Here is a 24,461-nt window from a genome sequence, read left to right on the forward strand (position 1 = left end):
CCTGAGCTCGCCCCGCTTTGCTCAGATTGTCCGCTTCACGCCCGATAGCAGATGAGGTGGATGGCTCCCGCTCACGGCATCTGGGTGCCAAAGTGTGAAGGCCATCAGGGCGTTCACGAGCAAAATGGGAGCCATCCGCCATGCAGATTACCACGATCGGCCTCGATTTGGCCAAGAGCGCTTTTCAGGTCCACGGCATTGATGCGACCGGCCAGGTTGTGGTTCGTAAGTCGCTTCGGCGGTCGCAGATGCTGCCATTTTTCGCCAAGCTGCCCTCTTGCCTGGTCGGCATGGAGGCTTGCGGCACGTCGCATCATTGGGCGCGCGAGCTGATCAAGCTCGGCCATGACGTACGGCTGATGCCACCGGCCTACGTCAAGCCGTATGTGAAGCGCGGGAAGACCGATGCTGCCGATGCGGAAGCGGTTTGCGAGGCGGTAACACGGCCTACGATGCGGTTCGTTCCGGTCAAGTCGCCCGAGCAACAGGCGGCGCTGTCGATGCACCGGACACGCGATCTGCTGGTCAAGCAACGCACGCAGCTGATCAACATGATCCGCGGTCTACTGGCCGAATTTGGCGTCGACATTCCCAAGGGGCTGGAACGGGCGCTGCTGATGGCGCGGCAGATCATCGATGGCAAAGTGCCTGAGGTGCCGATTGACGCTGCCAGGATCGTCACTACACTGTCACAGCAGGCGATCGACACCCACATTCGGCTCCGCGAGATCGATCGCGATCTGGCTACGTGGCAACGATGTCGCACGGCGCCTCATGACCATCCCCGGCATCGGGCCGGTCGGCGCAACGGCTCTTGCGGCATCGGTTACCGATCCTCATCAGTTCCGTTCCGGGCGGCAGTTCGCCGCCTGGTTGGGACTGACGCCACTTCAGAAGTCGAGCGGCGGCAAAGAGCGGCTCGGTCGTATCACTAAAATGGGCGACAAATATCTGCGCAAGCTGCTCGTTGTCGGCATGACGGCGCTTGTGCGTCGTGCAAAATACAATCCCGGTAAGATCGATCCACGCCTGGCGGATCTGCTGGCGCGAAAACCCACAAGGGTCGCCACCGTCGCGATGGCGAACAAGACCGCGCGGGTCATCTGGGCGATCATGGCACGCGGCGAGACGTATCATGCCGACCACCGGCCGGCATTGGCCGCATAAACAACGTTATACGGTTTAGCTGAAGAGGAGATCAGCTACACGAGGTTGCGAGCGCGATGCGATGTGATGGCAAACCGGTCAGACCGGGAACAGGGACAACCTAAGTTGAGTCTAAGGCGTTATAGCCTGATAAGCAGAATGGGACCTTGTTCGCGGACTCCATCAGGGCCAGCAGTCTAATCGACTGCATCAACAGGCCGGACAGAAGACTGCACCCGACCAATGCCACTGCGTCAATTTATCTCTTGCAACGCGGGAGCCATCCACAGAGGACTCAAGTCGGACATCGCTGGAGGTCCGTTTCGTGCCATCAACGGAAGTCAGATGCCCGCACGCCGCAACGTAAAACGCTCCGAGTTTCAATGCGAGGAAGCCGGTGTTCCAAGGTCAAGCAGCCTGCAACAAAACGCCAGTCAACCACTCAGGCTCCGCAACCATAACAACGTGGACCGACGTGGTATTTTCTAATGTCGTCCAAGACTTGTCGGCCTTGCACTCCGCATATGCCTTGTCCAAGCTCGGAAACGGAAACTTGGGTAAGCGGATGTAGGTCTTTTTCGCGACCCTTTCGCGCGCCCCTGAGAGCTTCACTGGTTGCAACCACGGACCGATCGGTTGCGGGGTCACCTTCGACAGGACCCAGGCCGCGTCCTTGGCGTCGGTCAAAGGGACCTTTTTAGGAGGTGAAATACTGATCGCGCCATCTTCCACCTTGAGGATATCCTTGACCGCCGTTATCTCCTTGGCGGCCTCGGTTAGCTCGTCAAAAAATCTCTGACCATCGGCGGGCTTCGATGCATCGACCCAGACGATGGACGATACACGGTTTCCAATGCGTTCGAGCGCGCCTGATGCCGGATAGCCCGCGTAGGAATGGGCGACAAGGCAAATGTCGGTCAAATCTTCCCATTCCAAGAGATTGGCTATGTCCGCGATGTGAGTATCGAGGTTGATGTCCTTGCTCAGGAGATGCGATCGGTCTGCCACCCCGGTCAGTGACATCGGATACACCTTATGACCCTGCTTTTCGAGCCTGTCCGAAACACGACGCCAAGTCCAAGCCCCAAAGAAGGTGCCGGGTACCAAAACAAAGGTCTTTTGCGCGGATTGAGCGCGCGCACTGCCGATGAACGTGTCTGATGAGATTACCGCGCTTACTCCGGCCGCAAGTCCGCCGATCATTTCGCGGCGGCTGACGTTTGAGATAGTCATGAAATACTCCCCTGCTTAAAAGTGAGTACAACACGATTGGTGAACGACAGTCCAAAGATCAAAGCGCGACAAAGTATAACCGCCCATGTTGGACCGTGGAAGGCTGTCGGCGATCCGTTCGAACGAAATATTTGGCGGGACGACTTCCGCTTCGGGTCATTCGCGTCGGTATCACCCGCCGCCCGTCGCTTCTGGTTCACCCTTCACAACAGATGAGGTGGATGGCTCCCGCTCACGGCATCTGGGTGCCAAAGTGTGAAGGCCATCAGGCGTTCACGAGCAAAATGGGAGCCATCCGCTATGCAGATTACCACGATCGGCCTCGACTTGGCCAAGAGCGTTTTTCAGGTCCACGGCATCGATGCGGCCGGCCAGGCTGTGGTTCGCAAGTCGCTTCGGCGGGCGCAGATGCTGCCATTTTTTGCCAAGTTGCCTCCTTGCCTGGTCGGCATCGAGGCGTGCGGCACGTCGCATCACTGGGCGCGCGAGCTAATCAAGCTCGGTCATGAGGTGCGGCTGATGCCGCCTGCTTACGTAAAACCGTATGTGAAGCGCGGGAAGACCGACGCTGCCGATGCGGAAGCGGTTTGCGAGGCAGTGACACGGCCTACGATGCGGTTCGTGCCGGTCAAGTCGCCGGAGCAGCAGGCGGCGCTGTCGATGCACCGGACGCGCGATCTGCTGGTTAAGCAGCGCACGCAGCTGATCAACATGATCCGCGGTCTACTGGCCGAATTTGGCGTCGACATCCCCAAGGGGCTGGAGCGGGCGCTACTGATGGCGCGGCAGATCGTCGATGGCAAAGCTCCTGAGGTACCGATTGAAGCTGCCAAGATCGTCACTACGCTGTCACAGCAGGCGCTCGACATCCACGTCCGGCTCCGCGAGATCGATCGCGATCTGGCCGTTTGTTTACGTGGCAACGATGTTGCACGTCGTCTCATGACTATCCCCGGCATCGGGCCGGTCGGCGCGACGGCACTTGCCGCATCGGTAACCGATCCGCATCAGTTCCGCTCGGGGCGGCAGTTCGCTGCCTGGTTGGGATTGACGCCACTTCAGAAGTCGAGCGGTGGCAAAGAGCGGCTCGGTCGTATCAGCAAGATGGGCGACAAATACCTGCGCAAGCTGCTCATTGTCGGCATGACGGCGCTTGTGCGCCGTGCAAAGCAAAATCCCGAAGGCGATCCACGGCTGGCAGATCTGCTTGCGCGAAAGCCCACAAGGGTCGCCACGGTCGCGATGGCGAACAAGACCGCACGGATTGTCTGGGCGATCATGGCACGCGGCGAAATCTATCGTCCAGGCCACCGGCCTGCACTGGCCGCATAACAAGGATACACGATTTAGCTGAAGAGGAGATCAGCTTCACGAGGTTGCGAGCGCGATGCGATGTGATGGCAGACCGGTCAGACCGGGAACGGGGACAACCCAAGTGATGTCCAAGGCGTCATAGCCTGAACAACAGAATGGGACCTTGTTCGCGGACTCCATCAGGGCCAGCAGTCTCAACCGACTGCATCAACAGGCCGGACAGAAGACTGCACCCGACCAATGCCACTGCGTCAATTTAGCCCTTGCAACGCGGGAGCCATCCACAGAGGACATCGGAAGGCCGCTTTATCTTGCGGCGAGTTTAGTCCGTTCCGAGGCTGCAACTGGTGCGCGGGACTGGCGTCACTGTGGTAATGTCTTCTACCGATCACTGAGGGTGCCGCATGTCGCTCAAGACTGGCGAAAACATCCTAATGGTCTTCGAGACCGTTATCGTCGTCAGTGCCGTCTTATGGGTCCCGGCAAACCTAGCCTGCGTTCGCGACGGGCAGGCATTTCCGCTACGGGTCAAGAGCTGCCGAATCCGGCCTTTCGGGCCATGTCCGTTATTCCCCCGGTAGCCACCGGATCGCGGACATCACGGAACGGCAGTTTTGTGCCAAATTCGGACCTAATTCTTCTGTGATGATCAACGGCATGAAAAGCAAACTGGTCGCACTGACGTTGTTTCTGATGCTTTTGCCGATGTCGGCAAATGGGCAGGCACATCATGTCGAAGCGGTCAAACCAATGAGTTCTCGTATCGCCGAACCGATGCATTGGCGCGATGGCTACATAACTTGGAAGGGGCGAAAAATATCTGAACCGGATTGGCTAATGTTCAAGGGAGATAGCGGAGCCACTTTCGCAGTAGATAGAAGCTCCATCAAGAACATCAGCCCTGACGGTCTCGTAATTAGTGCAGTCGCCTATTTTATTGAGGGAGACGATTTCGATCCGAACAACCTGATTTCCTTTGCATTTGGTTGCTTAAGTCACTTCACCGAAGTGGTGACAAAACAGCCTTCCGAGCGAGTACAATTCGTGGAAAAGCAGGTCAAATCTCTCGCTTGCCGTTAGTCGTCGTGGCTACCGTGAAACGACGCGACTTCCGCTTTGGGTCAAACTGAGAAGTCCGGACGTGCAACCGGGAAGTCGGCTTTGCCTTCAAGAGCGAACATCGTCGGTTCGGCCCGGCAGGTCCGGTTGGTGCCGTCAACAGACATTCCGTGCCCTATTCGATCATCTTGTCAGCGTGGGCGACGCTGACGGCGGACCCGACTTACGTATAGAGGTCAGTCGCTCGGCGAGCCGGCGCACCGGCAGGTCCGCGGGACGCTCGGCCATCAGCTTCTGCAACCGCACAGCGGCGTTGGCCGCGTCACAGTCGAGCATGGCGTAGGCTGTCAGATATGCGTCGCGCCAGGAGGGTGGCGCGTCGCTCGGCCACGGCTCAAAGACGGCGATCGGCTCCTCGCGTCCGCGGACCGCCAGCCGCCCCAGCGGGCGCAGTAGAGCTGCGTCGCATCGCGGAGCCGCACCTGGCCCGACACAGATCGCGGAGCCGAGCTCCTTGTTGCAGGCTTCGAGCCGCGCCGCCATGTTCACGGCGTCGCCGTGAGCTGTGTAGTCGAGCTTGGATTGAATGCCGACGTCGCCTACAACGGCAGGCCCGGTCTCGATCCCTATGCGCGTGCGGCCAAGCTCGATCGCCGCGGCAGGGGGGCGCCGACGAAAGCCCTCGCTCCAGGCCTGAATGGCGATCGCGCATTCGACGGCGCGTTGTGGATGATCCTCAAGGTCGAGTGGTGCGTTGAAGAGAGCATGCACGCCGTCTCCGACGATCTTGTCGATCATGCCCCCGTGCTTGATCACAATACCGGCAACGCCCTCGAAATACTGGTCAAGCGTTGTGACCAGCTCCTCGGGACCGGCGCGATGCATCGTAGCAGTGAAACCCTCGATGTCCGTGAACAGCGAGGTGACCTCACGCCTCTCGCCAGTGAGCTTGACCAGGTCCGGTTGTTCGATGATGCGGCGGACGACCGCCGGAGCAAGATGCTGTTCGAGCCGATGGCGTACCAACGCTTCGCGCCTGCGCGTCAACGAATATGCGGTGCCGCCCGTCACGGCGAACACCAGTCCGGCCGCAATGGAGGGCGTCAGCGGATCGACGAGGCGATCTGCGAACCTCGACACGGCGATTGCGGCGATCCACAGGAGCGCGATCGCACCGCTCAAGATCGCGGTGCCGGCGGCCGGGGACAAGGCGGCGCCAAGCACGACCGCAAGCGCCCCGATTACCAGAACCGTCAGCGGCTGCGCGATGGGCGCGGCAGTCAGCGTTCGCGGCACGCGGCCGGCGACCATCTGCTCGACCGCATCGGCCTGGATTTGCACTGACGGCGTCAGCGGGTCCGCGGGCGTTTTGCGCAAGCCGTTAAGCTCCGGCGCGGAACCCCCGAGCAGTACCAGTGCGTCCTTCAGCCGACCCCGGTCAGCCCGTCCCTCGAGGACATCGATCGCGGAGAGTGTGCGGGTGACGCGCCGCCATGGTGGCGCTGGCGCGAGCCGGAGCAGCCCATCGCGCGACAGTGCAACCCGCCGGCCGCCGACCACCAGCGTCGCGGGCTCGCCCTCGATGAGATAACTTGAGGCACGGGTTGCGAGGCGCAGCGCCTCGGCAGCGAGACCCGGCATCAACACGCGACCGACGGCGACGAAGACCGGAATCTGACGGATGGCGCCATCGGTGCTGCCAGGTAATGAGAGCACGCCGAGCCCGCGCGCAGCGGCCGCGAGCGGCGGCGTCGGCCCGATCGCGCCCGCGGCCTGCCACAAATCGTCGAACGGCAGCGACCCGCGGCTCACTATCGCTGCTCCCGGCAATGCGCGGCCGCGATCGGGGTCGAGCACAAAGCCGAGGGCGACGGGGACGCTGCTGATCGCTTGCGCCAGCAGCTTGTCGCCGTCCGGTAAGCTTTCTCCCAGCGTGCTGATCTCGGCGTGGCCGGTCACCGATCCGAGCCGGCGGGCGAGCGCCGCCGGCGAGCGGTCGTCGGGCTCGGCGAACAGCACATCGATCGCGATCGCAGCCGGCCGCCCGCTCGCCACCGCCTCGACGAGCCGTGCCATCGTCGTCCGCGGCCACGGCCAGGCACCCAATGCATCGATTGACGCACGATCGATGTCGACAACGATCACCTTCAGGTCGGATGCCACGGGTCTACGCAGCGGTTGGTCGCCCGCGAGCACGAGGTCGAAGGCGCTGTCGCGCAGCGCCTCGCTCATGGTCTTCGGAAGCAGGATAGCTGCCGCCAGAAAAACGGTCAGCGTCGCTAGACCCGCCGCGGCCGGCAGGCGCTGCTGCAACGTTCGACGCATCCTACCCATCAGGATGCTGCCGCGCGATCACGCCGAACAGACTTGTTTGCGACAACAGTGAAGGGGCCCCTTGGTTTGCTGGCATGCCTTTTCCAGTGTGGAAGCCAGTGGCCTCAAAACATTCAGCTGACGCTTGCGAGCGCGGCGCGGATGCGTTCAGGCGCCCATCGTTTGACCGGCGTCGGCGGCGTGCCGGGCGACGCAATATCCGTACCTTCGCCTTCGCGCAGGATCACTTGCTGACCCGCGGAGGTCACCGCCACCGAGCCGCGCACAACGAACACGCCGAAGCGGTCGTTGCTCGGCCCCGCGAAGAATCGCGTGCCGCGCACCGCGATCAATGCAAAGGGGCTGCGAATTTGCACTCCCGCGCGGCGCGGCTGTCCATCGAACAGCAACGGCCCTGAGCGCAGCGTCATCTCCCCGCCGGCATCGACAAGAAACCGGTCGATCTTCAGCCGCGCTTGTTCGCCGAGCCTCACCGTCGTATCGCGGCCGAGCCGCATTCCCAGTCGGGACGCGACGCCGGTCACGACTTCCTCGCTGAGAAAAACTGGCGCGGCCCGATCGAGCGTGCGGCGGACCGACTCGAGCTCGGCGAATGCCTCGCCCGTGACGTCTTCGACCGAGCCGACCCGCTCAACTGCACGCGCCGGTCTGAGGGCAAGAATGAATGGGAGTGCCAGCGCTCCGTGACGGAGAAGCCAGCGTCGATTGCAGGAATGGTCGCGTTTGATCTCGCCAAGTCCGGTCATCGTCGATCCCCGTCAGCTTGGTGTTCTGGGCGCAATGTTCGTCATGGTCGCAGATGCGAACGGAGCGTTCTGTTATCTGGTTCACAGAGCGGACGCGGTCCTGCAAAGCAGCGCAGCATCGTCGGCAAGTTCAATGAACTCCCCGCGCTTCAGCGTGTCAGCGCGCGAGCAATCGTTGCCGGGATGGTCTGCGCAAGGCAACAGCCCCGCGCAACTTCGAGACCGCTCCAGGCCTTGAAAGCATCCTACCCCAGCGAACGGCGTCCCAAAAGCGGAACACCTGTTCAAGGAAGGGGATCGCGGGTTCCATAGTGCGGGCGACCTGTCTGGGCAATCCTCAAGCAATAAATGCGGGCTGAAGGCCGGTCGTCTGCTGTGGGTCATTCGCGCCGTTTTGGCCCTTGGCCGCCACTTCCGGTTAGCCCCGACTAACGGACATCGTCAGACCGGCCCGGTTTGGCCGGTTCGTGCCATAACCGGAAGTGACGCGTGAGGCGACCTGATGCCCTTAACGGCGTATCAGGATCGACCGTTATGGCTATCGTGCGCCGTGGGAGTTTTCCTGTTCAAAGATGATATGCGCCAGCACCGATTGGGTGATGTCGGCGCCGGTCTTTGCGTCGTAGACGAGAAACGTCTTGCCCCGCTTCACCATTGCCGCGAGCTCATCGAGCGTCACAAAGGTGAAGGTGCCAGTATTATAGAGACGCCGGTTCGCGTATTTCTCGATGATGGTGGGGCGGTCAGAATTGGCCATCGGCTCACACCCGGAAACCCTGCGGCATTGCCGAGGGGCTTAGGAGCAATTTATCTCACTAAAGGTAGGCATTCAACGCGGTTTCAAAGTCCCCGATTTGACCGGCTGATGTCCGCTCCGGGTCCAGATCCGGAAGTCGCGCGTGGTAGCGGAGAAGTCTGTTCTGCCCTCAGGAGCGGACATGGTCAGAAGGTCAAACGCCAAAGGGCGTTTTCCGCCCGACCGGCTAGTCCGAGAACCGAACTGATAACCAATGCCTAATCGGGTGGCACTTGCTTCTCGCCTCTGTAACCGAGCCGAGGAGTATGGCCATGCAGGATCAAGTGAAAGCTGCCCCCTCGCCCAAGCGAGTGCCGTGGAACAAGGGAAAGCTGACCGGGGCAAAGCCGCCGCTGCGACCCAAACACGTCTGGTCGATCCGGACTAGCTCCAGATCGATGGCCGCGTTCGGGATCTGGCAATGTTCAATCTGGCAATCGACAGTAAGCTTCGTGCCTGTGATGTCGTCGCAATCCGAGTCGAGGATAATTGTATCCGAATTGCACGCGCCACGATCGGCACACACGCTCTGCTTCTCGATAGCAAACAAGGCGCTCACTATAAAAAAGCAGCAGATACGCCCGCTGAGGGTTGGGTTGAATGACGTGCTCGCCGTGCATACAGCATTTGTGATGAACCCTGCCGGTGGCCTCATCGCGGAACTCGATCTTCGCGAGCTTGCTCAGGTAAGTTTTCCATCCCAGGCCCTAGAAAAATTGGTTTTGGAGAGGTGCTTCCTCGGCAGCGAAGCAACAGCGACCCTCGTCGCAGTGACCGATGCAACAGGAGACCTGAAGCAATCTCTAGATCTTCGCAATAAACTTACGACGGAATTTCGAGAGTCCGGCCCCGATGATCGTCGAGAACGAATCGAACGCTACCTAGGAATTCGGACGGCGGCCGGGCATCGCGACGAGCGCATCAGAAACAACGTGCTGGCGCTATATGCTCAAACCGATGACTGCATCTTCTTCGCAAGGCGATTGAGTGATCACATCCTCCGGTACGAAAGTCGTCTGCGGAGATCGAAAGGTTGGAAATACTGGCTGCCAGGCAGGCGGTTGAAGCCCGCCAATTGGTCTAAAGCAGAAGAGGACCATCTTCTCCCTGCTGATTCAGCCTATGTCGCTTGGACCAGCGGTTTCGTCAAAGACTTGTCTTTGTGGGAACGGCTTTTCCGACGTCTCAAGAAACGGTGGTTGGAGGGAGCGTAGGCGTTTGCCTGATCGTAGTGGGCGGCGAGAATTTTATCAGCGTAAGCGTTGCTCGCTCTCCATGTCTCCGCTCCATCAGCGCGGAATGCGCTGACGGATGCAGAACCTGAGTCGCGGCGGACCGGTGGCGACCTACGCCATCGCTTTTCCACGGTGGAAGCGGATTGATTTTGAGTCGCGACCTGCCACCATCCGCTAGTCACCGGGTTGGATGCAGCGCAGCGAGGTTATAATTTCAGCTTGCGTGGCGGTTAGCGGAGAGGAACACTGAGACCCCGGCTGCAGAGCTATGGGCTAAAGGCCAAACCGAAGGGCCACCGATGGGGTCCAGGAGCACGGAAGACGCTCCTACAAACGTTCCGACCTCGTCGGAAACGGAGGAACCCCACGGACTGGCGCTGCCTGTTCCGGCAAAAGAAAAGAAGACTGCCGAAGAATTGGCGGCGATGATCCGCCAGGACTTGAGCAGCGTGGACGGCTGCCCTAAGCGCGGAGTCACCGTGACCGTCTACGGTTTCAATCCATGGAATTCGATGCTGACGTTTGGCGTCGATGCCGGTCCCGTCCCCAACAAGGCCGACCTACAGAGTTTTTGTGACCTCATCACCGAGCGGTTGAAGCGGTTGTACGACGTTTCGGGCTTATAGGGCTTGGTTCGGGCGGCCTTCGCCCGCCCGCTATTGCCCTCGACCTGCGGTTGCGCTTGGATGTCGGCTATGGATGCTCGATTAAGGATCGCAATCGCCGCCGCCGTGGTCGGGATACTGCTTTCCGGATGCCGTTCGGACGGTCAGGCAAACAGCCTGCTCGAACAGGCGCCGATCGATAGCATTTTGCTAAACGGAGACTATCGAAAGATTTCAAGCTGCTCGTATGAGCGCCTCGACCGCGCCGCCGGGAGCGGCATTAAGAAAGTCGATCTCGATGGATCGACCAGGCTCGCGTTGGAGTCTGGTGGAGTTCGACACTGGGAATTGCTGTTTAGGCCGGCTGGAAAGAACGAGACAAAAGTCGATTTCACCGTCGTACAAACTATGTGGGGACCCGACAGATTGAGCACAGGCAAGATTATGCCGGAGGTCAGGGCCTGCGCTTCTTGAGTCAGCCCGCTCTCAAGCGCTTATGATATCCACATCCCCTTCCCTGTACTTTTTCTAGCTCAATGAAGGACGATTGTGATGCTTTACGATGCCTATGGTGATGAAAGCCCAGGCCAGCGCTTTGCCGCCTACGGCACTATTTTAGCGACGACTAATAACCGACAGGGCATTGAAAAAGATATTGCTCGGTTGAAAGTTGACTACGGTTTTAACGAGGACGTTCCTCTCCATTGCCGCGTGCTCTTCTCGGGCGCCAGCATCCGAGCTTTCGCACACTTCATGGCCGGGGACTACGCGGCCGGCCTCGATTGGGGACGCCGCGCGGTGCGTCAGACCCCTGAGCTGGTGGGGTCTTGGCGCGGGCTGGCGCTCTCGGCCGCGATGCTGGGCTATCTGGACGAGGCGCAAGAGGCCGTGGCAAATGCGCGACGGCTACAGCCTGACTACTCAGTGGGCTGGGTGGACCACGCGTCCCCGTTAGTTCACGCCGCCGACCGTGCCCACTACTGCGATATTCTCCGACCGGTAGGACTGCCGGAACAATGATCTTCGAGCGGCAATCGGAGATTTTTTACGTCCTGCGCCAGTTCGGCGACAGCGTGCGTAAGCCGGTACCGTGCCGCTCCCTAAGCGGCACCCGGATTTTTCTGACTTCGATACCAACTCTTGTTGTCAAGAAGATATCGAACCTGATCTGGTTATTCCGGAAGACCCGCTTTTCGCAGCCCATCAATCAGGTGCTCCATATCTTCTGCGCGTTTGAGAACGGATACCCGTTTCTGGGTGCCGCTAATGCTGTATCTTGGATTTAGGCGCAGAACCTCAGCTGCCTCTGCATGAGCATCTTCCAACCGTCCCAGCTGAGCGTAGGTCGCGGCCAAGAAGGCATGGCCATACTGGTGATTGGGTGCGCGGCCAATCGCTTCACTCAACCAGTGTTGCGCATCGTGATACTCTTTAAGGTGATAATGGGCTACGCCCGCCATCAGCGGCGCAAAATGCGGATGGAATGGATCAAGGCGCATTTGCATCTTGGCGATCGCAATTGCTCTGGTCGGTTCTCCTATCGAGTAAAACACCTGGGCAAGGCGATAGTCCGCGAAAGTGGGGTTTACCGCAATCGCTCTTTCGGCGGCGGCAGCAGCTGCGTCGAAGTCGCGTTTGCGGATTATGTTGTACCCCAATTCCGCGTAAGCTTCGGGTAGGCTCGGATTGAGCTCAATCGCCGTCCGTGCCAATTTGATCGCTCGGTCAAGGGAAGTTGGGTTCAAATATTCGTCGTTCAGGGGATTGAGCCAGGCCACCCGGTGAGTGCTGGCTAGCATCGCATAGCAACGGGCATACTTCGGATCGATCGATAGCGAATCCGCAAGATGCCGTCGCGCCTCCAATAGATCCTCCAGTTGCCACGACGACTGGAACGAGACCCAGGCAGCAGCCGCGCGCATGAAATGATCGTAGGCCTGCCAGGTCGCAGGCGGCTTGAGTAAGGTGCGCTCGGCTTCCGCCCTATTCACATGCGCGACAAGAATCGCGGCGATTGTGCGCGCGACGTTGTCTTGAATTGCAAATACATCTTTTATCTCCTGGTCATAGCGCTCGGCCCAGCGGTGGATGCCGGTTCCAGCATCGGTCAGCTGCGCGTTGATGCGGATCCGATCACCGCCCCGACGAACGCTGCCCTCCAAGGCGTACCGAACGCCGAGTTCTCGCCCCACCTGGCGCAAATCAACCGCCTTGCCCTTGTATCGGAAACTGGAATTGCGGGCGATCACGAACAAGTCGGAAAAGCGGGACAACTCGGTGATAATGTCGTCCGAAATTCCGTCGGCAAAGTACTCCTGCTCCGGGTCGCCGCTCATATTTTCAAACGCCAGGACAGCTATCGATGGCTTGTCGGGAAGCGCAAGCGCCGGCCGCGCCGGAGCGTCGTCGAGCCTCACTTGATAGACCCGCACCGGCCGCGCAATGTTCTTCAGCTGTTGCTCGCCTATATCTTCAAATGCGACGTCAAGTTTATCCTGCGTATCTTCTCGCACACGGTGCGACACACAGATACCGCCAGGCTCGCAGAGCGCCTCAAGCCGAGCCGCAACGTTGACCCCATCCCCAAAGATATCGCCACCTTCTATGATGATGTCGCCAGCATTGATGCCAATACGGAACTCGATCCTCATCTCGGTTGGCACGTCGGTATTTCGGGTGATCATGCCACGCTGTATCGCAATGGCGCATCGCATCCCATGAACCACGCTTGCAAATTCCACCAATATTCCGTCGCCGGCGCTTCTGATGATGCGCCCGCCGTGCTCTTCGATCTCGGGATAGAGGAGCGCGGACAGATGTTCGTTCAACCGGGCGTGCGTACCCTCCTCATCAGCACCCATAAGGCGGCTGTAGCCAGCCACATCGGCCACGAAAATAGCACTCAGTCGTCGTTCAACACGCTCTGCGGCCATAGATCGCCCCGATCCGATCCGACTTTTGGGGTCTGACTCTATTGTCAGAAGTAGAGCGTGTCCATTGAGCTCCGAACACATGGCGTCCCTCGACCCGTGCCAGTGGGCGTTCGGAATCGGCGAGTTCGGCAGCGGATCACCGGCAGCATGCCGCCGGCCGTCTTGGCGAGGCCGTCGCGAATGTTGCCGCCCCGAACGAGCCGAAAGTGCGGTTCTGCTGCTGGGACAGCTGCATCAGGTTAAAGGCCTGGTCGGTTAACGTAGCATCGCAGGTGACCGGCCGGCCGTCGCATGGGGTCGTGTACCCATTGGCGAGGCAATACGACTGCCAACTGCCGCTGACGCCCCGATGGGAAGCGCTGCCATTGTGAGGTCATTGCGGCGCGATCGGCCACTCAAATCATTGTGCGCGTTGGCTATACGAAGAGCATTTCTACCTGTAGTTTTTGCAGGCGAACCGCGCGCGATGGGCGGCAGGGTCGGCACGTCCCGGAGCAGCTTCAAGATCGCTTGTGATATGCGGCGAAAAGGGATCAGTCACGTGCCGAGACTCACGCCGTTATTTTTTGCCGCGCTTGTGATGCTTTCCAGTCCCGCGCTGCCGAATGATGGCCAGATCACGCTGGTTGTGGGATTTGCGGCAGGGGGGGACCTCTTCAACTGCAGCCAGGATCTTTGCTGAATCAGTAGAGCAAATCACGCGAAGCTCAACGGTCGTGGAAAATCGACCTGGTGCGGGAGGAGCGATAGCGGCGGATTGGGTACTACGGCAAAAGGGGACGCAGACACTCTTATTCATGTCCTCCACGTCGTCGCTCAGAACACCTCCTCAGAGTGGACTCGTGCCCATTGGAGTTTTGGCGACCTTCTCATACGTTGCTGTCACAAAACGAGAATCTCCTGCGAATCTTGCTGAATACATGAACGGGGCCTCGCGCGAGGAGAATTATCGCACGGTCGCCACCGCAGGCGCTGGGAGCATTCCCCACCTCATAGGTGCAAAGCTTTTCAGCGATTACGGAGTGCCGATGGTGCACGTGCCCTATCAAGGATCGGCGCCAGCGATCCTCAGTGTTGCTGGGGGTCACGTAGCGCTTGCGATTGTTCCTTTTCCGGACTTTCTCCCATTCCAGGACTCGCTTCGCATCCTTGCACAGACCGGCAGCGGGATAGAGACGGAAGGATGGGTCGGCATCTTCGCTCCGCCGGAAACATCATCAGAGGTAGTCGCCCGACTTTCCGAGATTTTCCGGATGCAGGGCGGCAGTCCCTCTCGAACATGGGACGGAAAAGATGGCGGAGCGCCTGACCGAATTATCTCACTTGGGATGGCAACTTGTAGTATAAGCAAGTCACACCAGAGATAACACGGAGGAACGGCCGTGGATTTCATTGAGCGCTGGTTCGGGGTGTCGCCGGACGGTGGTGATGGCACATTAGAACTTCTTTACATCGGAGTGGGCGTGTTGATCGCGCTCGCTCTCTTTAGGTGGATTGTGCATCGCGTGAAATACCGCCGGTCTGGTTAGCGAAGCCGCTAGCGGCTCAATCCCTACACTGGGACCTTTGGATATGGCGCAGCAGAGGAGCCGCATCAGCACAATTGCGATGTGAGGCGCGTGGCATGCGCCACCGATGGCTGCAGAGGGAGCGCAGTATGGCGACTAAGAAACGGTCGGTAAAACGCGCGCAACCGAAGTCCAGGGCGGCAACCGCCAAAGCCAAGGTCAGGACCAAACGGCCGAACGTCAAACGGCGAAGTGCTCGGCGCGAGCCATCCCAGGCTGATCGCCCCGACAAGCGCCATCCCTCGCTCATTCAGGACCGCCGCTTCGGGAGCGAGGGAAGGAGCATCGCCCAGCTTCGCCTCGATGCCCTTGGTGAAACAGCGGCATCCGTCGCCCGTCGGGACGAAAGGATCGTTGCGCCCGTTTCGCTTGGTACGAACAACTGGGTGCAGCTCGGACCGACCGTCATTCCGAACGGACAGGGCTCTCTGAGCAGCGGCGCCCGCGTCAACGTGACGGGACGCGTCACGGGAATCGTCGTCGACCCGACATCGCCCTTGACGGTCTATCTGGCGGCCGCGGGCGGCGGCGTCTGGAAGACCCTCGACGGAGGCGTGACCTGGTTTGCTACGACCGATAACGAACTGTCACTCGCGATCGGTGCGCTGGCGATGGCGCCCTCGGATCACAACCGGCTCTATGCCGGCACGGGCGAGGGCAACATCTTCTTTTTGGTGCAGAACTTCCCACTCAGCGCCTCCAACGAGGACTACCACGGTGTCGGCGTGCTGCGGTCGAGTGACGGCGGAGGCACCTGGACGCTCGTCGGAAGCGCCGATTTCGCAGGCGCCGCATTCTATCGCATCGCGGTGCATGCGACGGATCCCGATGTACTTTTCGGCGCGACCAGCGTCGGCCTAATGCGCTCGCAGGATGGCGGCGCCACATGGACCGCGATCACCAGCGGCCTTCCGCCGCTCTCGCCCAGCGTGATCTCGTGCACTGACGTCGCCTACGATCCTACCAACCCGGACCGGGCCTGGTGTGCGTTCTGGGCGAGCGGCATATTCCGAACGGACAATGCCAACGCCGCGACGCCGACGTGGACCATGCTGACCACCGGCCTGCCGGCGAGCGGCATCAGTCGCATCGCGCTTGCCGTGGCGCCCTCCAACCACGACGCGATATTCGCGTTGATCGCGGACTCTCCTACCAGCAAGGCACCCCCGAAAGGCGTGTACGGCAGCACCGACGGCGGCGACACTTGGTCCCTCATCACGACGTCGCTGACCATCGTGGGTTCCTACACGCTAAACATCGCCGTCGACGTCTCCACCCCGGACGTGCTCTACGTTTCCGGTTTCGAACTCTATAAGTGCGTGCAAAACGGCGGCGCGTGGACCGTGACCAGCGTCGGCACACGCATCCATGTGGACAACCACGCGTTCGCCTCGCACCCCACCAATAGCCTGCAGATCTACGCTGGCACCGACGGTGGAATTTACCAGTCGGCAGACGGCGGATCCAACTGGGACGACAGTATCAACGAGGGACCGGTCATTACCCAGTTCGAGTTCATCAGCCAGCATCCTTTGTCGGATGCGCTGGTGATCTGCGGAACGCAAGACAACGGGACCGATATGTTCCGGAACAGCCTCGTCTTTTATCACTCGGCCGACTTCGACGGCGGCCAGGCCGGCATCGACCCCGCAAATCCCAACAACGTAATCCACACCTTTAACCTGCTCCCTCCCCCCGTGACGCAGAGGGGTATCGAGCGTTCCACGGCCGCCGGAAAGTTCGGCACCTACAGCGACATCAGCAGCGGCCTGAGTGGCCCCGTGCTGTTCTATCCGCCATGGACCTACGACGACACTGATTCCAGCAACGCCGCGTTTGGAACGAACCCGCTCCGGCTCTCGTATGCGCAGGGCACCGACAGCTGGCCGACCAGCATCACGCTTCCTGGGATCGGTAGCGCTCGGGTGTCGGCGATTCACTACGCCAATTCGTCGCTGATCTACTGCGGGACCAGCAACGGGCTCGTCTACAAGGCTGTGAACTCAGGAGGTGCGTGGACCGCGACGCAGGTCACCACATCTCCGCTTCCGGCCCGCTGGATCTGGGACATTTTCCTCGTGCCCGGAATGACCGACGTGGTGGTGCTGGCGATGGCCGGTTTCGGCGCCCCGCACGTCTGGACAGGCGCGGGCTCGGGCGGCAGCTGGACTTGGACAGATCTGAGCGGCACGTCTCCCAACCGGTTGCCCGACGCACCGGCCAACGCGTTGCTGCTCGATCCGGCGGCGCCGAACACGATGTACGTCGGCACCGATGTCGGCGTGTGGACGACCACGGACGGCGGCGCGAACTGGTTGCCGTTTAGCGACGGCCTGCCCAATGTCGCCGTGTACGACCTGAAACTGCATGCGCCGACCCGGCTGCTGCGCGCGGCGACGCACGGTCGCGGGCTCTGGGAGCGCCAGCTCGACGGCGCGGACGTTGCCGACGTCCGCCTCTTGATCCGCGACCACGTCATGGACACTGGGCGCCTGACGCCGTCGCCGTCCGGCTTGCCGTCAGCCTGGGAGGATCCGGGCCGGCAGATCAATCTTGGTGATCCACTTTTCTGGTGGAACTGCGCGGACGTGAAGGTCGATTCGCCAGTAGGAGGCTCGTACCAGATGCCGGTTGCGTCCGTCGACTACATTGCCTTTGAAACGGCGCTCGAACACCGAAATCCGCAACGGGGCATGGTGAATCGCGTGTACGTCCAGGTACACAATCGCGGAGTTCTGCCCGCAAGCAACGTCGTCGTGAAGATTCTCTGCGCCGACGCCACGCCGGGCCTGCCGGACCTCCCGGTCGACTTCTGGACCGTATTCCCGGCGAATTCCGGCACGGCAAGCCCATGGACACCGATTGGCGCGGCACAGACGATCGCTTCGCTACGGCCGGAACGTCCTGCCGTACTGGAATGGGACTGGGCACCCCCCATTTCCGCGGCGGCGCACACGTGCCTGCTCGTTGTTGCCTCCTGCAACGAGGATTCTCCAGGCGTCACGTCGCTGGTCCTCGACTCGGTGGTGACCCAGAACCGGCAAGTGGGACTCAAGAATCTGCATATCATCGATGCGATGCCGTTCGCTTGTTGGGATGCGATCCGGTTCTATCCGCGCGCGGCGACCGACATATTCCGCTTCGATGGGCTGCCGAAGGGCTGGTCGCTGAGCCTCGTGTTGCCAAAGAAGGTGCCACTGTCCAAGATCACTTATACGGGATTTGAAGCGAAACCAGTCTTGAGCGCGGAACGTGCGCGCATCAGCAAGCAGCTCGACAAGCAGGCCGCTTCTTACGATTTTAAGAAGGCGCTGGTAGCAGCGGCGCCCCGCAATAGCTGCACGATCACCGGCGTCCCGGCCGGAATGCAGGGTATCCCGATCCTAGTCGCATTCACAGCGAATGCGCGGGCCGCCACCGGGACTCTCCAGCTGATCCAGGAATCTCGCGATCAGCGCGTGTTGGGCGGAGACACATTCGCGCTGCGTGGTGTGAAAGGCAGTGCTCGGCGGCTCTCGGCCGTGAAAAAGCGCTGATTCTAAAGAGGGTTGGGATTAGATCACGCTCGCTGAGACAAACTGAAGCTACCCAGCCGAACCGAGGCGAGTAGGCTCGGAGGACTTTCAGTTGCTTCGAGAAGTATACGGGTTTATTATGGCGCTCCATATTTAGAGACACTTCACATTACCCTCTCGTTTGAAACAAAGGGGCGAACAATGTGTGAATTTGTTGGAGATGATCTCGATATGAAGCAACTGGCTGAGGACCAAAAGAAAAAGCTTAAGCAGCACTTGGAGCAGCGCAAGGAGCAGCTCCAAAAGCGGGTCAAAGACCTCGATGAAGCGATCCAAAAATTCAAGTAAGATCTGATCGTCCGTGAAGTGTTCGGAAACGCTTGGACGAATTGGCTAGCTCGCGATCGCGCCGTAATCGATTTTGCGGTCGCGGGAGATCTGATTTTGGCTGTGTGTATCTAAAATTCGATTCGGCTCAGATGCGATAAGCTCGCGACGTGATGATCGATCTGTTCAAGCTGATCGTCGGCGTCCTGGCTTCGCTCTTCAAATCGAGAGCAGGGCCAGACCCTGCCCGGGGGTTCCTTTCAGCTTATTGGACTTTGAGAATGGCGAGGCACTGCCACCAAGCCTCGCAGCGTCTTGCCAGTTTCGAGACGAGGCCGCGCCCATCATTCAACGGTCGGCCAACCGGCCAAGAGACTTCTTGGGATTCTTGACCGCTTTGGTCAGGATCGCCTTATAATCAGCAATCCAATGCTGGGCACTCGTTCGCTCGAACAAGTCGTTCTTGCATCTACATACGCCGGCAATTCCCGACGGTGTCTTGTTGAGGCTCATTCTAAGCCAAGTGCGATCAATCGGTGCGAGCGCCGACTTCCCTTCCCGATAACCGAATGGTCGGACCACCACGTCATGCAGCTTGATCCGCCGGCGAAACGCTACCTGGAGCACGAAGTAAAATTGAACGAGTGATGCTGGATCCAGACCGTCTTCTTCCGCCAGCCGGGCGGCAATGACATCGAACGGGAGTTCCTGCCTGGCGTGAGCCTCCAGGACGGCTTCACGCACTCGATCGAGCGCTTCCTGAAAAGTCAGATCAGCATCGAATCGGGTGCGAACAAGCGTGGTGTTCGCGAAAGGGCCGATCACGCGCCCCCTCCCCGGTTGAGAGCGGTTGGCCATGGTGGTCCCTACGCAAATGTCGTTGCGTCCGCTTCGGAGCAGCAGCAGCGTCTTAAAGCAGGTCAGTAAAGTCATGAACAGGGTTGCGCCTCGGCTATGGCCCAGGGTGTTCAGGCGCGCGATCAAATCATTCGATATATGAAATCGTTCGTGGACGACGCGCGCGGCGAGCTCGCCTGCAACATCAACATTGGCTGTAAATACAGGTGAGGCCGTTCGCAGGCGCTCCTTCCAGTAGCCGAGCTGTCGGGTTGCAGCACGGCCGGTAGACCACAGACGTTGCCAACGGGCGAAGTTGGAAAAATGAAGCGCCAGCTCGGGCAACTGCGTTTGCCTGCCGGTTGTAAAACCGGCATAAAATTCCGACAGCTCCTCAATGAAAACCTCCATCGACCAGCCGTCGATGATGATGTCGTGTACGATCAGAACTAAAACGTGGTCGACGGCGCTGAGCCGCAAGAGGCGTGCCCGGAACAAGGGAGCATGGTTCGTGTCGATGAGCTTCAGGCGTTCTTGCTCGACTGCCAGCTCCGCCTTCCTGAGCAAGAGCGCCTTAACTCGGGAATTTCCGACAGGCGCCCGAGCTGCGAGATCTTCGACAATGAGGGATGATTTGATGTCGTCGGCCGGGGTAATGAGAGCAGCAGGCAGTTCGTCCAGCCAGGCAAATCCCGTGCGCAGCGAGCTGTGTCGGCGCACGACTTCGGCAAGGCTTCGCTCGAGCGCGAGTACATTGAGCGGCCCTCGCAGCCGATAAGCGAAGCGAAGGTTGAACTGGGGTAGTCCAGGGAGCTCTCGCTCGATCCGTAGCATGCGCTCCTGCACAATGGACACCGGCTGTGGGCCATCTCCTTTCACGCATGCGATTTCCATTGGCGGGTCGCTCGAGCTAAGTAATGCCTCGCTGGAGCCCTTTTTCGACGACTCAAGGCGAAGCGCGAGAGCCGCAACGGTCGGTGCATCGAAGATATCCTTGAATGAGAAGTCGACACCAAAACGCTCCTGCACACGCAAAATCATCTGCGTCATCACAAGTGAGTCGACGCCGAGCGCGAAGACGTCCTGGTCAACGCCGATCTGATCAATGTCCAGGAGCTCCGCCCAGATCCCAGCAAGTTGACCCTCCAATTCCGAGCTAGGCAAAACCAGCTTGCTGCTGCGTTCCCCTGCTGCGGGCTGCGTCTTTGAAAATTCGGCCGCAAGTTCATTGCGCCTGATCTTTCCGCCGGCGCCTTTCGGGATCTCCGGCACAATCCGAATGAGGCCAGGGACCTTAAAGCCGGCTAAGCGTTCTCGAGTAAAGTCTCGGAGCCTCTCTGCGCTCACCTTCGCATCCTGACGCAGTACGACGGCGGCACCGACATCCGCGCCAAGTCGTCTATGGGGCACAGGGAAAACGGCGGCTTCGATCACATCCGGGTGGCTCAGCAGCGCCGCCTCTACCTCGGCGGGGACGACCTTCTGCCCACCCTTATGGATGATCTCCTTAATTCTACCGACAATGAAGAGATACCCCTCCGCGTCAAGGTACCCCAGGTCGCCGGTTCGGAACCAGCCGTCCCGAAACGCGGACGTGGTAGCGGTGACATCATTGTCGTAACCCCTGGTTATAGTGGGACCTCGCAGCGCGATCTCTCCACGTTTGCCGGATCGTAATCGTCGACCCCCATTGTCCAAGATCGTGATCTCGGCGCCTGCCGGCTGGCCGACTGAACCAGGCTTTCGCCGTTGCAACGGATTGGCGGCGATCTGGGTGGCGGCTTCAGTCATGCCGTAGGTGTCGATAACAGGGACGCCAAACAACGCTTCCAGTCCGCCGAGCACTTCGAACGATAGAGACGTCGAAGCCGAACGAACAAGCCGCAAGGAGGTCCGCTGCGCGGCCTGCTTGTAGGGACCTGCCGCCGCTAGTAGCGCTCGATGGATTGCCGGAACCGCCGTGTACCAGGTTGGTCGAAACTCCGTCAGCCACCGAAAGAACGCTGTTGGATCGAAGCCTGGCGTACAGACCACACTGGAGCCTGCCGCCAGCGAGGCCAGAAGTCCCGAGATCAAGCCATGCCCATGGAATAGTGGCAGCAGGCTCAGCAATCGGTCCCGAGGCTCAAGCGCCAAGGCGGCGCAAACGTTGTCAGCCGACAGACAGACGCTCGCATGGGTCAGAGGGACTGTTTTTGGCCGCGACGTAGTGCCCGAGGTCAATAGGATGAACGCATCGTCAGCGCCGGACGCAAACTCGTGGTCGACCACAGGTTGCGGCGCCTGACCGACAATACTGAACGCGCCGGCCCCCTCGCTGGGCCGAGTCGACAGATCGATCACGGGTATGCCCATGATACGGGCGGCGTGTCGGCTGGCCGACTTCAAGTCAGCGCGGGTTAACAGCGCCGCTAGGTGCAATTCGCCGAAATAACGCTGGTATTCGTCATCGGTGAAACCCGGATTGAGCGGTACACAAACCGCACCGGCTGCAACCGTGATCATTGCTACCGCAGCCTCGGGTCCGTCCGGCAACACTACCGCGACCCTGTCAGTTCGGCCCACACCAATGCCCCGCAGTCCGCGAACTACATCGTTCGCCTGCATCCACAACGCGCCATAGGTCATCGGGAGGCGCGCGGGGGCCAGAATGGCGTGGCGGTCCGGCGCGTTTCGCCCACAGTCGGAGAGAAGGTCTCGGAGGCACGAAAACGGACGTCTTCTGGCGCTTTTGCGCACGGTTCCGTGTTGCAATTCCTTGACAATCTTCGACAATCCCGCCCCCTATTCGTCAGTGTTGCGCTAGTGTTCCAGAATATCTGCCAGAAACTGACTCAAAACCCGCCAGCAGCGCCTTCTGCCTCATTCAATCGTGCCGTCGGCGCAGGCGAACGGAAATTTTCTTACGGCTTTGTGGCCCAAGCGAGGTTTGCCGGCATCGGCAGCAACACCTTGCCGGCCTTGCGGTACGCGCTTGCGGCTAAGCAAACATGATCGCGTATCGCCGTCAGCCGTTCAGGGGTCTGTCTTTGGAGCAAGTTGCTCGTCCGGGCCGTGCTTCGCAAAATGGCCTCGAAGTATTCCTCCGGCGAACCGAATTCCCAAGTCTGATCGACCGTCCGCGTTTGCGGATCGGCGAAGCTGCACCTGATGAACGCCTCTCGACAATTGTCCGGTTCGCTGAAATGGAACGGGGAAGGGCCCGGCGGCAAAACGTCCATGTCGCCCAACAGCGCGACAGCCCTTCTCGGCAATGAAAGTCCGGCAACGGTCTCCTCCCGGCCCCACACCGTGAAAGCGAACCGGCCCCGCGGCTTCAAAATGCGGTGGATCGCCTTTAGTGCATTTTCGGGTTGCTCCAAATGGTGGAAGCCGAAATTCATGGCGACGACATCAAGGCTTTCGTCCGGAAAATCCCGCAGGCTTTCCGCGTCTCCTTCGCGAAATTCAATGTCGGGATGCAACGTACGGGCGCGCTCGATCATGCGCTCCGAGAAATCGACACCGATTACTTTTGCCCGGAGCAGCAACGCAGCAGCAGCCAGATTGCCGGGCCCGCACGCTGCATCGAGAAGTCTCACGCCTGGCCTAACGTCGAGAACTTCGAAGACGGATGGAATCGCTTGCTGCGTCAGTCGGCTGAAAGCTGCATCGTACTGATCAACCACCGTTTGCCACGCCTTGTGCTCAAAGGCCTTGAAGATTGAGTGCGGTTGTGTGCTTGGCTCCGATGACTTTCGCATTGTGTCTCTCCAATGCAAATTCCGCCAAATTTTTCGTTACGCAAAGTCGGCGACTAGCATTCACAGCCTTCCCACATGTGCGCGCAATCTGAGGCTCAGGGTAGAACGCGATCGGCTCCCTGCCAGACTAACACATTTCTACGAGTGCGGACGGAGCCACTGATCGCTTTGGGGTCAAACTGAGACCTTGGGCCGCGTCTAGGACTGGTCCGTTCATCCCCCGACAACAGATGAGGTGGATGGCTCCCGCTCACGGCATCTGGGTGCCAAAGTGTGAAGGCCATCAGGCGTTCACGAGCAAAATGGGAGCCATCCGCTATGCAGATTACCACGATCGGCCTCGACTTGGCCAAGAGCGTTTTTCAGGTCCACGGCATCGATGCGGCCGGCCAGGCTGTGGTTCGCAAGTCGCTTCGGCGGGCGCAGATGCTGCCATTTTTTGCCAAGTTGCCTCCTTGCCTGGTCGGCATCGAGGCGTGCGGCACGTCGCATCACTGGGCGCGCGAGCTAATCAAGCTCGGTCATGAGGTGCGGCTGATGCCGCCTGCTTACGTAAAACCGTATGTGAAGCGCGGGAAGACCGACGCTGCCGATGCGGAAGCGGTTTGCGAGGCAGTGACACGGCCTACGATGCGGTTCGTGCCGGTCAAGTCGCCGGAGCAGCAGGCGGCGCTGTCGATGCACCGGACGCGCGATCTGCTGGTTAAGCAGCGCACGCAGCTGATCAACATGATCCGCGGTCTACTGGCCGAATTTGGCGTCGACATCCCCAAGGGGCTGGAGCGGGCGCTACTGATGGCGCGGCAGATCGTCGATGGCAAAGCTCCTGAGGTACCGATTGAAGCTGCCAAGATCGTCACTACGCTGTCACAGCAGGCGCTCGACATCCACGTCCGGCTCCGCGAGATCGATCGCGATCTGGCCGTTTGTTTACGTGGCAACGATGTTGCACGTCGTCTCATGACTATCCCCGGCATCGGGCCGGTCGGCGCGACGGCACTTGCCGCATCGGTAACCGATCCGCATCAGTTCCGCTCGGGGCGGCAGTTCGCTGCCTGGTTGGGATTGAC

At 60.0% G+C, this 24,461-nt stretch carries 16 protein-coding genes and 2 pseudogenes; 11 read left to right on the top strand and 7 right to left on the bottom strand.

What is annotated here, in order from left to right; all coding sequences use genetic code 11:
* Positions 1–140: 140 nt before the first annotated feature.
* Positions 141–1,167: pseudogene (locus BLS26_RS35320) on the top strand (IS110 family transposase).
* 387 nt (positions 1,168–1,554) lie between these two features.
* Here the strand turns inward: BLS26_RS35320 and BLS26_RS35325 are convergent.
* The gene (locus tag BLS26_RS35325) at positions 1,555–2,379 is read right to left on the bottom strand and encodes an alpha/beta fold hydrolase (RefSeq protein ID WP_092517396.1); all 825 of its coding nucleotides are present in this window, start codon (positions 2,377–2,379) and stop codon (positions 1,555–1,557) included.
* Positions 2,380–2,679: 300 nt separating this feature from the next.
* Here BLS26_RS35325 and BLS26_RS35330 point away from each other — a divergent pair, with 300 nt between their 5' ends.
* Both BLS26_RS35330 and BLS26_RS35335 read left to right on the top strand, forming a co-directional pair.
* Entirely contained in the window at positions 2,680–3,711 is a 1,032-nt protein-coding gene (locus tag BLS26_RS35330; protein ID WP_092516150.1) for an IS110 family transposase, read from the top strand.
* A 639-nt stretch (positions 3,712–4,350) separates the two neighbouring features.
* Positions 4,351–4,773 (top strand): hypothetical protein, encoded by a 423-nt coding sequence (locus BLS26_RS35335; protein WP_157676690.1) that lies wholly within the window; start codon positions 4,351–4,353, stop codon positions 4,771–4,773.
* Positions 4,774–4,935: 162 nt separating this feature from the next.
* Here BLS26_RS35335 and BLS26_RS35340 read toward each other — a convergent pair whose 3' ends face one another.
* From BLS26_RS35340 to BLS26_RS35350, 3 genes and pseudogenes are all read right to left on the bottom strand, one after another.
* Positions 4,936–7,065: a CHASE2 domain-containing protein gene (locus BLS26_RS35340; protein ID WP_172804761.1), complete on the bottom strand. Its 2,130-nt coding sequence runs from the start codon at positions 7,063–7,065 to the stop codon at positions 4,936–4,938.
* Between the two features lie 134 nt (positions 7,066–7,199).
* Positions 7,200–7,832: a FecR domain-containing protein gene (locus BLS26_RS35345; RefSeq protein WP_092517403.1), complete on the bottom strand. Its 633-nt coding sequence runs from the start codon at positions 7,830–7,832 to the stop codon at positions 7,200–7,202.
* Between the two features lie 547 nt (positions 7,833–8,379).
* A pseudogene (locus BLS26_RS35350) lies at positions 8,380–8,589 on the bottom strand (polyhydroxyalkanoate synthesis regulator DNA-binding domain-containing protein); the annotation flags it as partial.
* Between the two features lie 311 nt (positions 8,590–8,900).
* Here BLS26_RS35350 and BLS26_RS35360 point away from each other — a divergent pair.
* The 4 genes from BLS26_RS35360 (at position 8,901) to BLS26_RS35375 (ending at position 11,488) form a co-directional block, all read left to right on the top strand.
* On the top strand, positions 8,901–9,842 hold the full coding sequence (locus tag BLS26_RS35360; protein WP_371360723.1) for a hypothetical protein: 942 nt from the start codon (positions 8,901–8,903) through the stop codon (positions 9,840–9,842).
* Positions 9,843–10,162: 320 nt separating this feature from the next.
* A complete protein-coding gene (locus BLS26_RS35365) occupies positions 10,163–10,489 on the top strand; it encodes a hypothetical protein (RefSeq protein ID WP_092517408.1) in 327 nt (108 codons plus the stop codon).
* A 69-nt stretch (positions 10,490–10,558) separates the two neighbouring features.
* Positions 10,559–10,942 (top strand): hypothetical protein, encoded by a 384-nt coding sequence (locus BLS26_RS35370; protein WP_092517415.1) that lies wholly within the window; start codon positions 10,559–10,561, stop codon positions 10,940–10,942.
* 78 nt (positions 10,943–11,020) lie between these two features.
* Positions 11,021–11,488 carry a hypothetical protein gene (locus tag BLS26_RS35375; protein ID WP_092517427.1) on the top strand — a complete coding sequence of 156 codons (468 nt, stop codon included), beginning with the start codon at positions 11,021–11,023 and terminating at the stop codon, positions 11,486–11,488.
* A gap of 152 nt (positions 11,489–11,640) precedes the next feature.
* Here the strand turns inward: BLS26_RS35375 and BLS26_RS35380 are convergent, their stop codons facing one another.
* A complete protein-coding gene (locus BLS26_RS35380; protein ID WP_172804762.1) occupies positions 11,641–13,401 on the bottom strand; it encodes an adenylate/guanylate cyclase domain-containing protein in 1,761 nt (586 codons plus the stop codon).
* Positions 13,402–14,009: 608 nt separating this feature from the next.
* Between BLS26_RS35380 and BLS26_RS37340 the strand changes: the two genes are divergently transcribed.
* The 3 genes from BLS26_RS37340 to BLS26_RS36195 all read left to right on the top strand — a co-directional run bounded on the left by BLS26_RS37340 (position 14,010) and on the right by BLS26_RS36195 (position 18,832).
* Positions 14,010–14,768, top strand: coding sequence for a tripartite tricarboxylate transporter substrate-binding protein (locus BLS26_RS37340; RefSeq protein WP_371361057.1), 759 nt, complete (start codon positions 14,010–14,012; stop codon positions 14,766–14,768).
* Between the two features lie 290 nt (positions 14,769–15,058).
* Positions 15,059–18,505 carry a hypothetical protein gene (locus tag BLS26_RS35390; protein ID WP_157676692.1) on the top strand — a complete coding sequence of 1,149 codons (3,447 nt, stop codon included), beginning with the start codon at positions 15,059–15,061 and terminating at the stop codon, positions 18,503–18,505.
* A gap of 180 nt (positions 18,506–18,685) precedes the next feature.
* Positions 18,686–18,832 (top strand): hypothetical protein, encoded by a 147-nt coding sequence (locus tag BLS26_RS36195; RefSeq protein WP_157676693.1) that lies wholly within the window; start codon positions 18,686–18,688, stop codon positions 18,830–18,832.
* 327 nt (positions 18,833–19,159) lie between these two features.
* Here BLS26_RS36195 and BLS26_RS35395 read toward each other — a convergent pair whose 3' ends face one another.
* Both BLS26_RS35395 and BLS26_RS35400 read right to left on the bottom strand, forming a co-directional pair.
* Positions 19,160–22,276 (bottom strand): AMP-binding protein, encoded by a 3,117-nt coding sequence (locus tag BLS26_RS35395; protein ID WP_244541796.1) that lies wholly within the window; start codon positions 22,274–22,276, stop codon positions 19,160–19,162.
* Between the two features lie 275 nt (positions 22,277–22,551).
* Entirely contained in the window at positions 22,552–23,391 is an 840-nt protein-coding gene (locus BLS26_RS35400; protein ID WP_092517437.1) for a class I SAM-dependent methyltransferase, read from the bottom strand.
* 318 nt (positions 23,392–23,709) lie between these two features.
* Between BLS26_RS35400 and BLS26_RS37000 the strand changes: the two genes are divergently transcribed.
* The coding region (locus BLS26_RS37000; RefSeq protein ID WP_092517439.1) for an IS110 family transposase at positions 23,710–24,461 on the top strand (752 nt) is incomplete at its 3' end.

Origin of the sequence: Afipia sp. GAS231 (genome assembly GCF_900103365.1) — a bacterium.
In the GTDB taxonomy this organism is placed as follows: domain Bacteria; phylum Pseudomonadota; class Alphaproteobacteria; order Rhizobiales; family Xanthobacteraceae; genus Bradyrhizobium.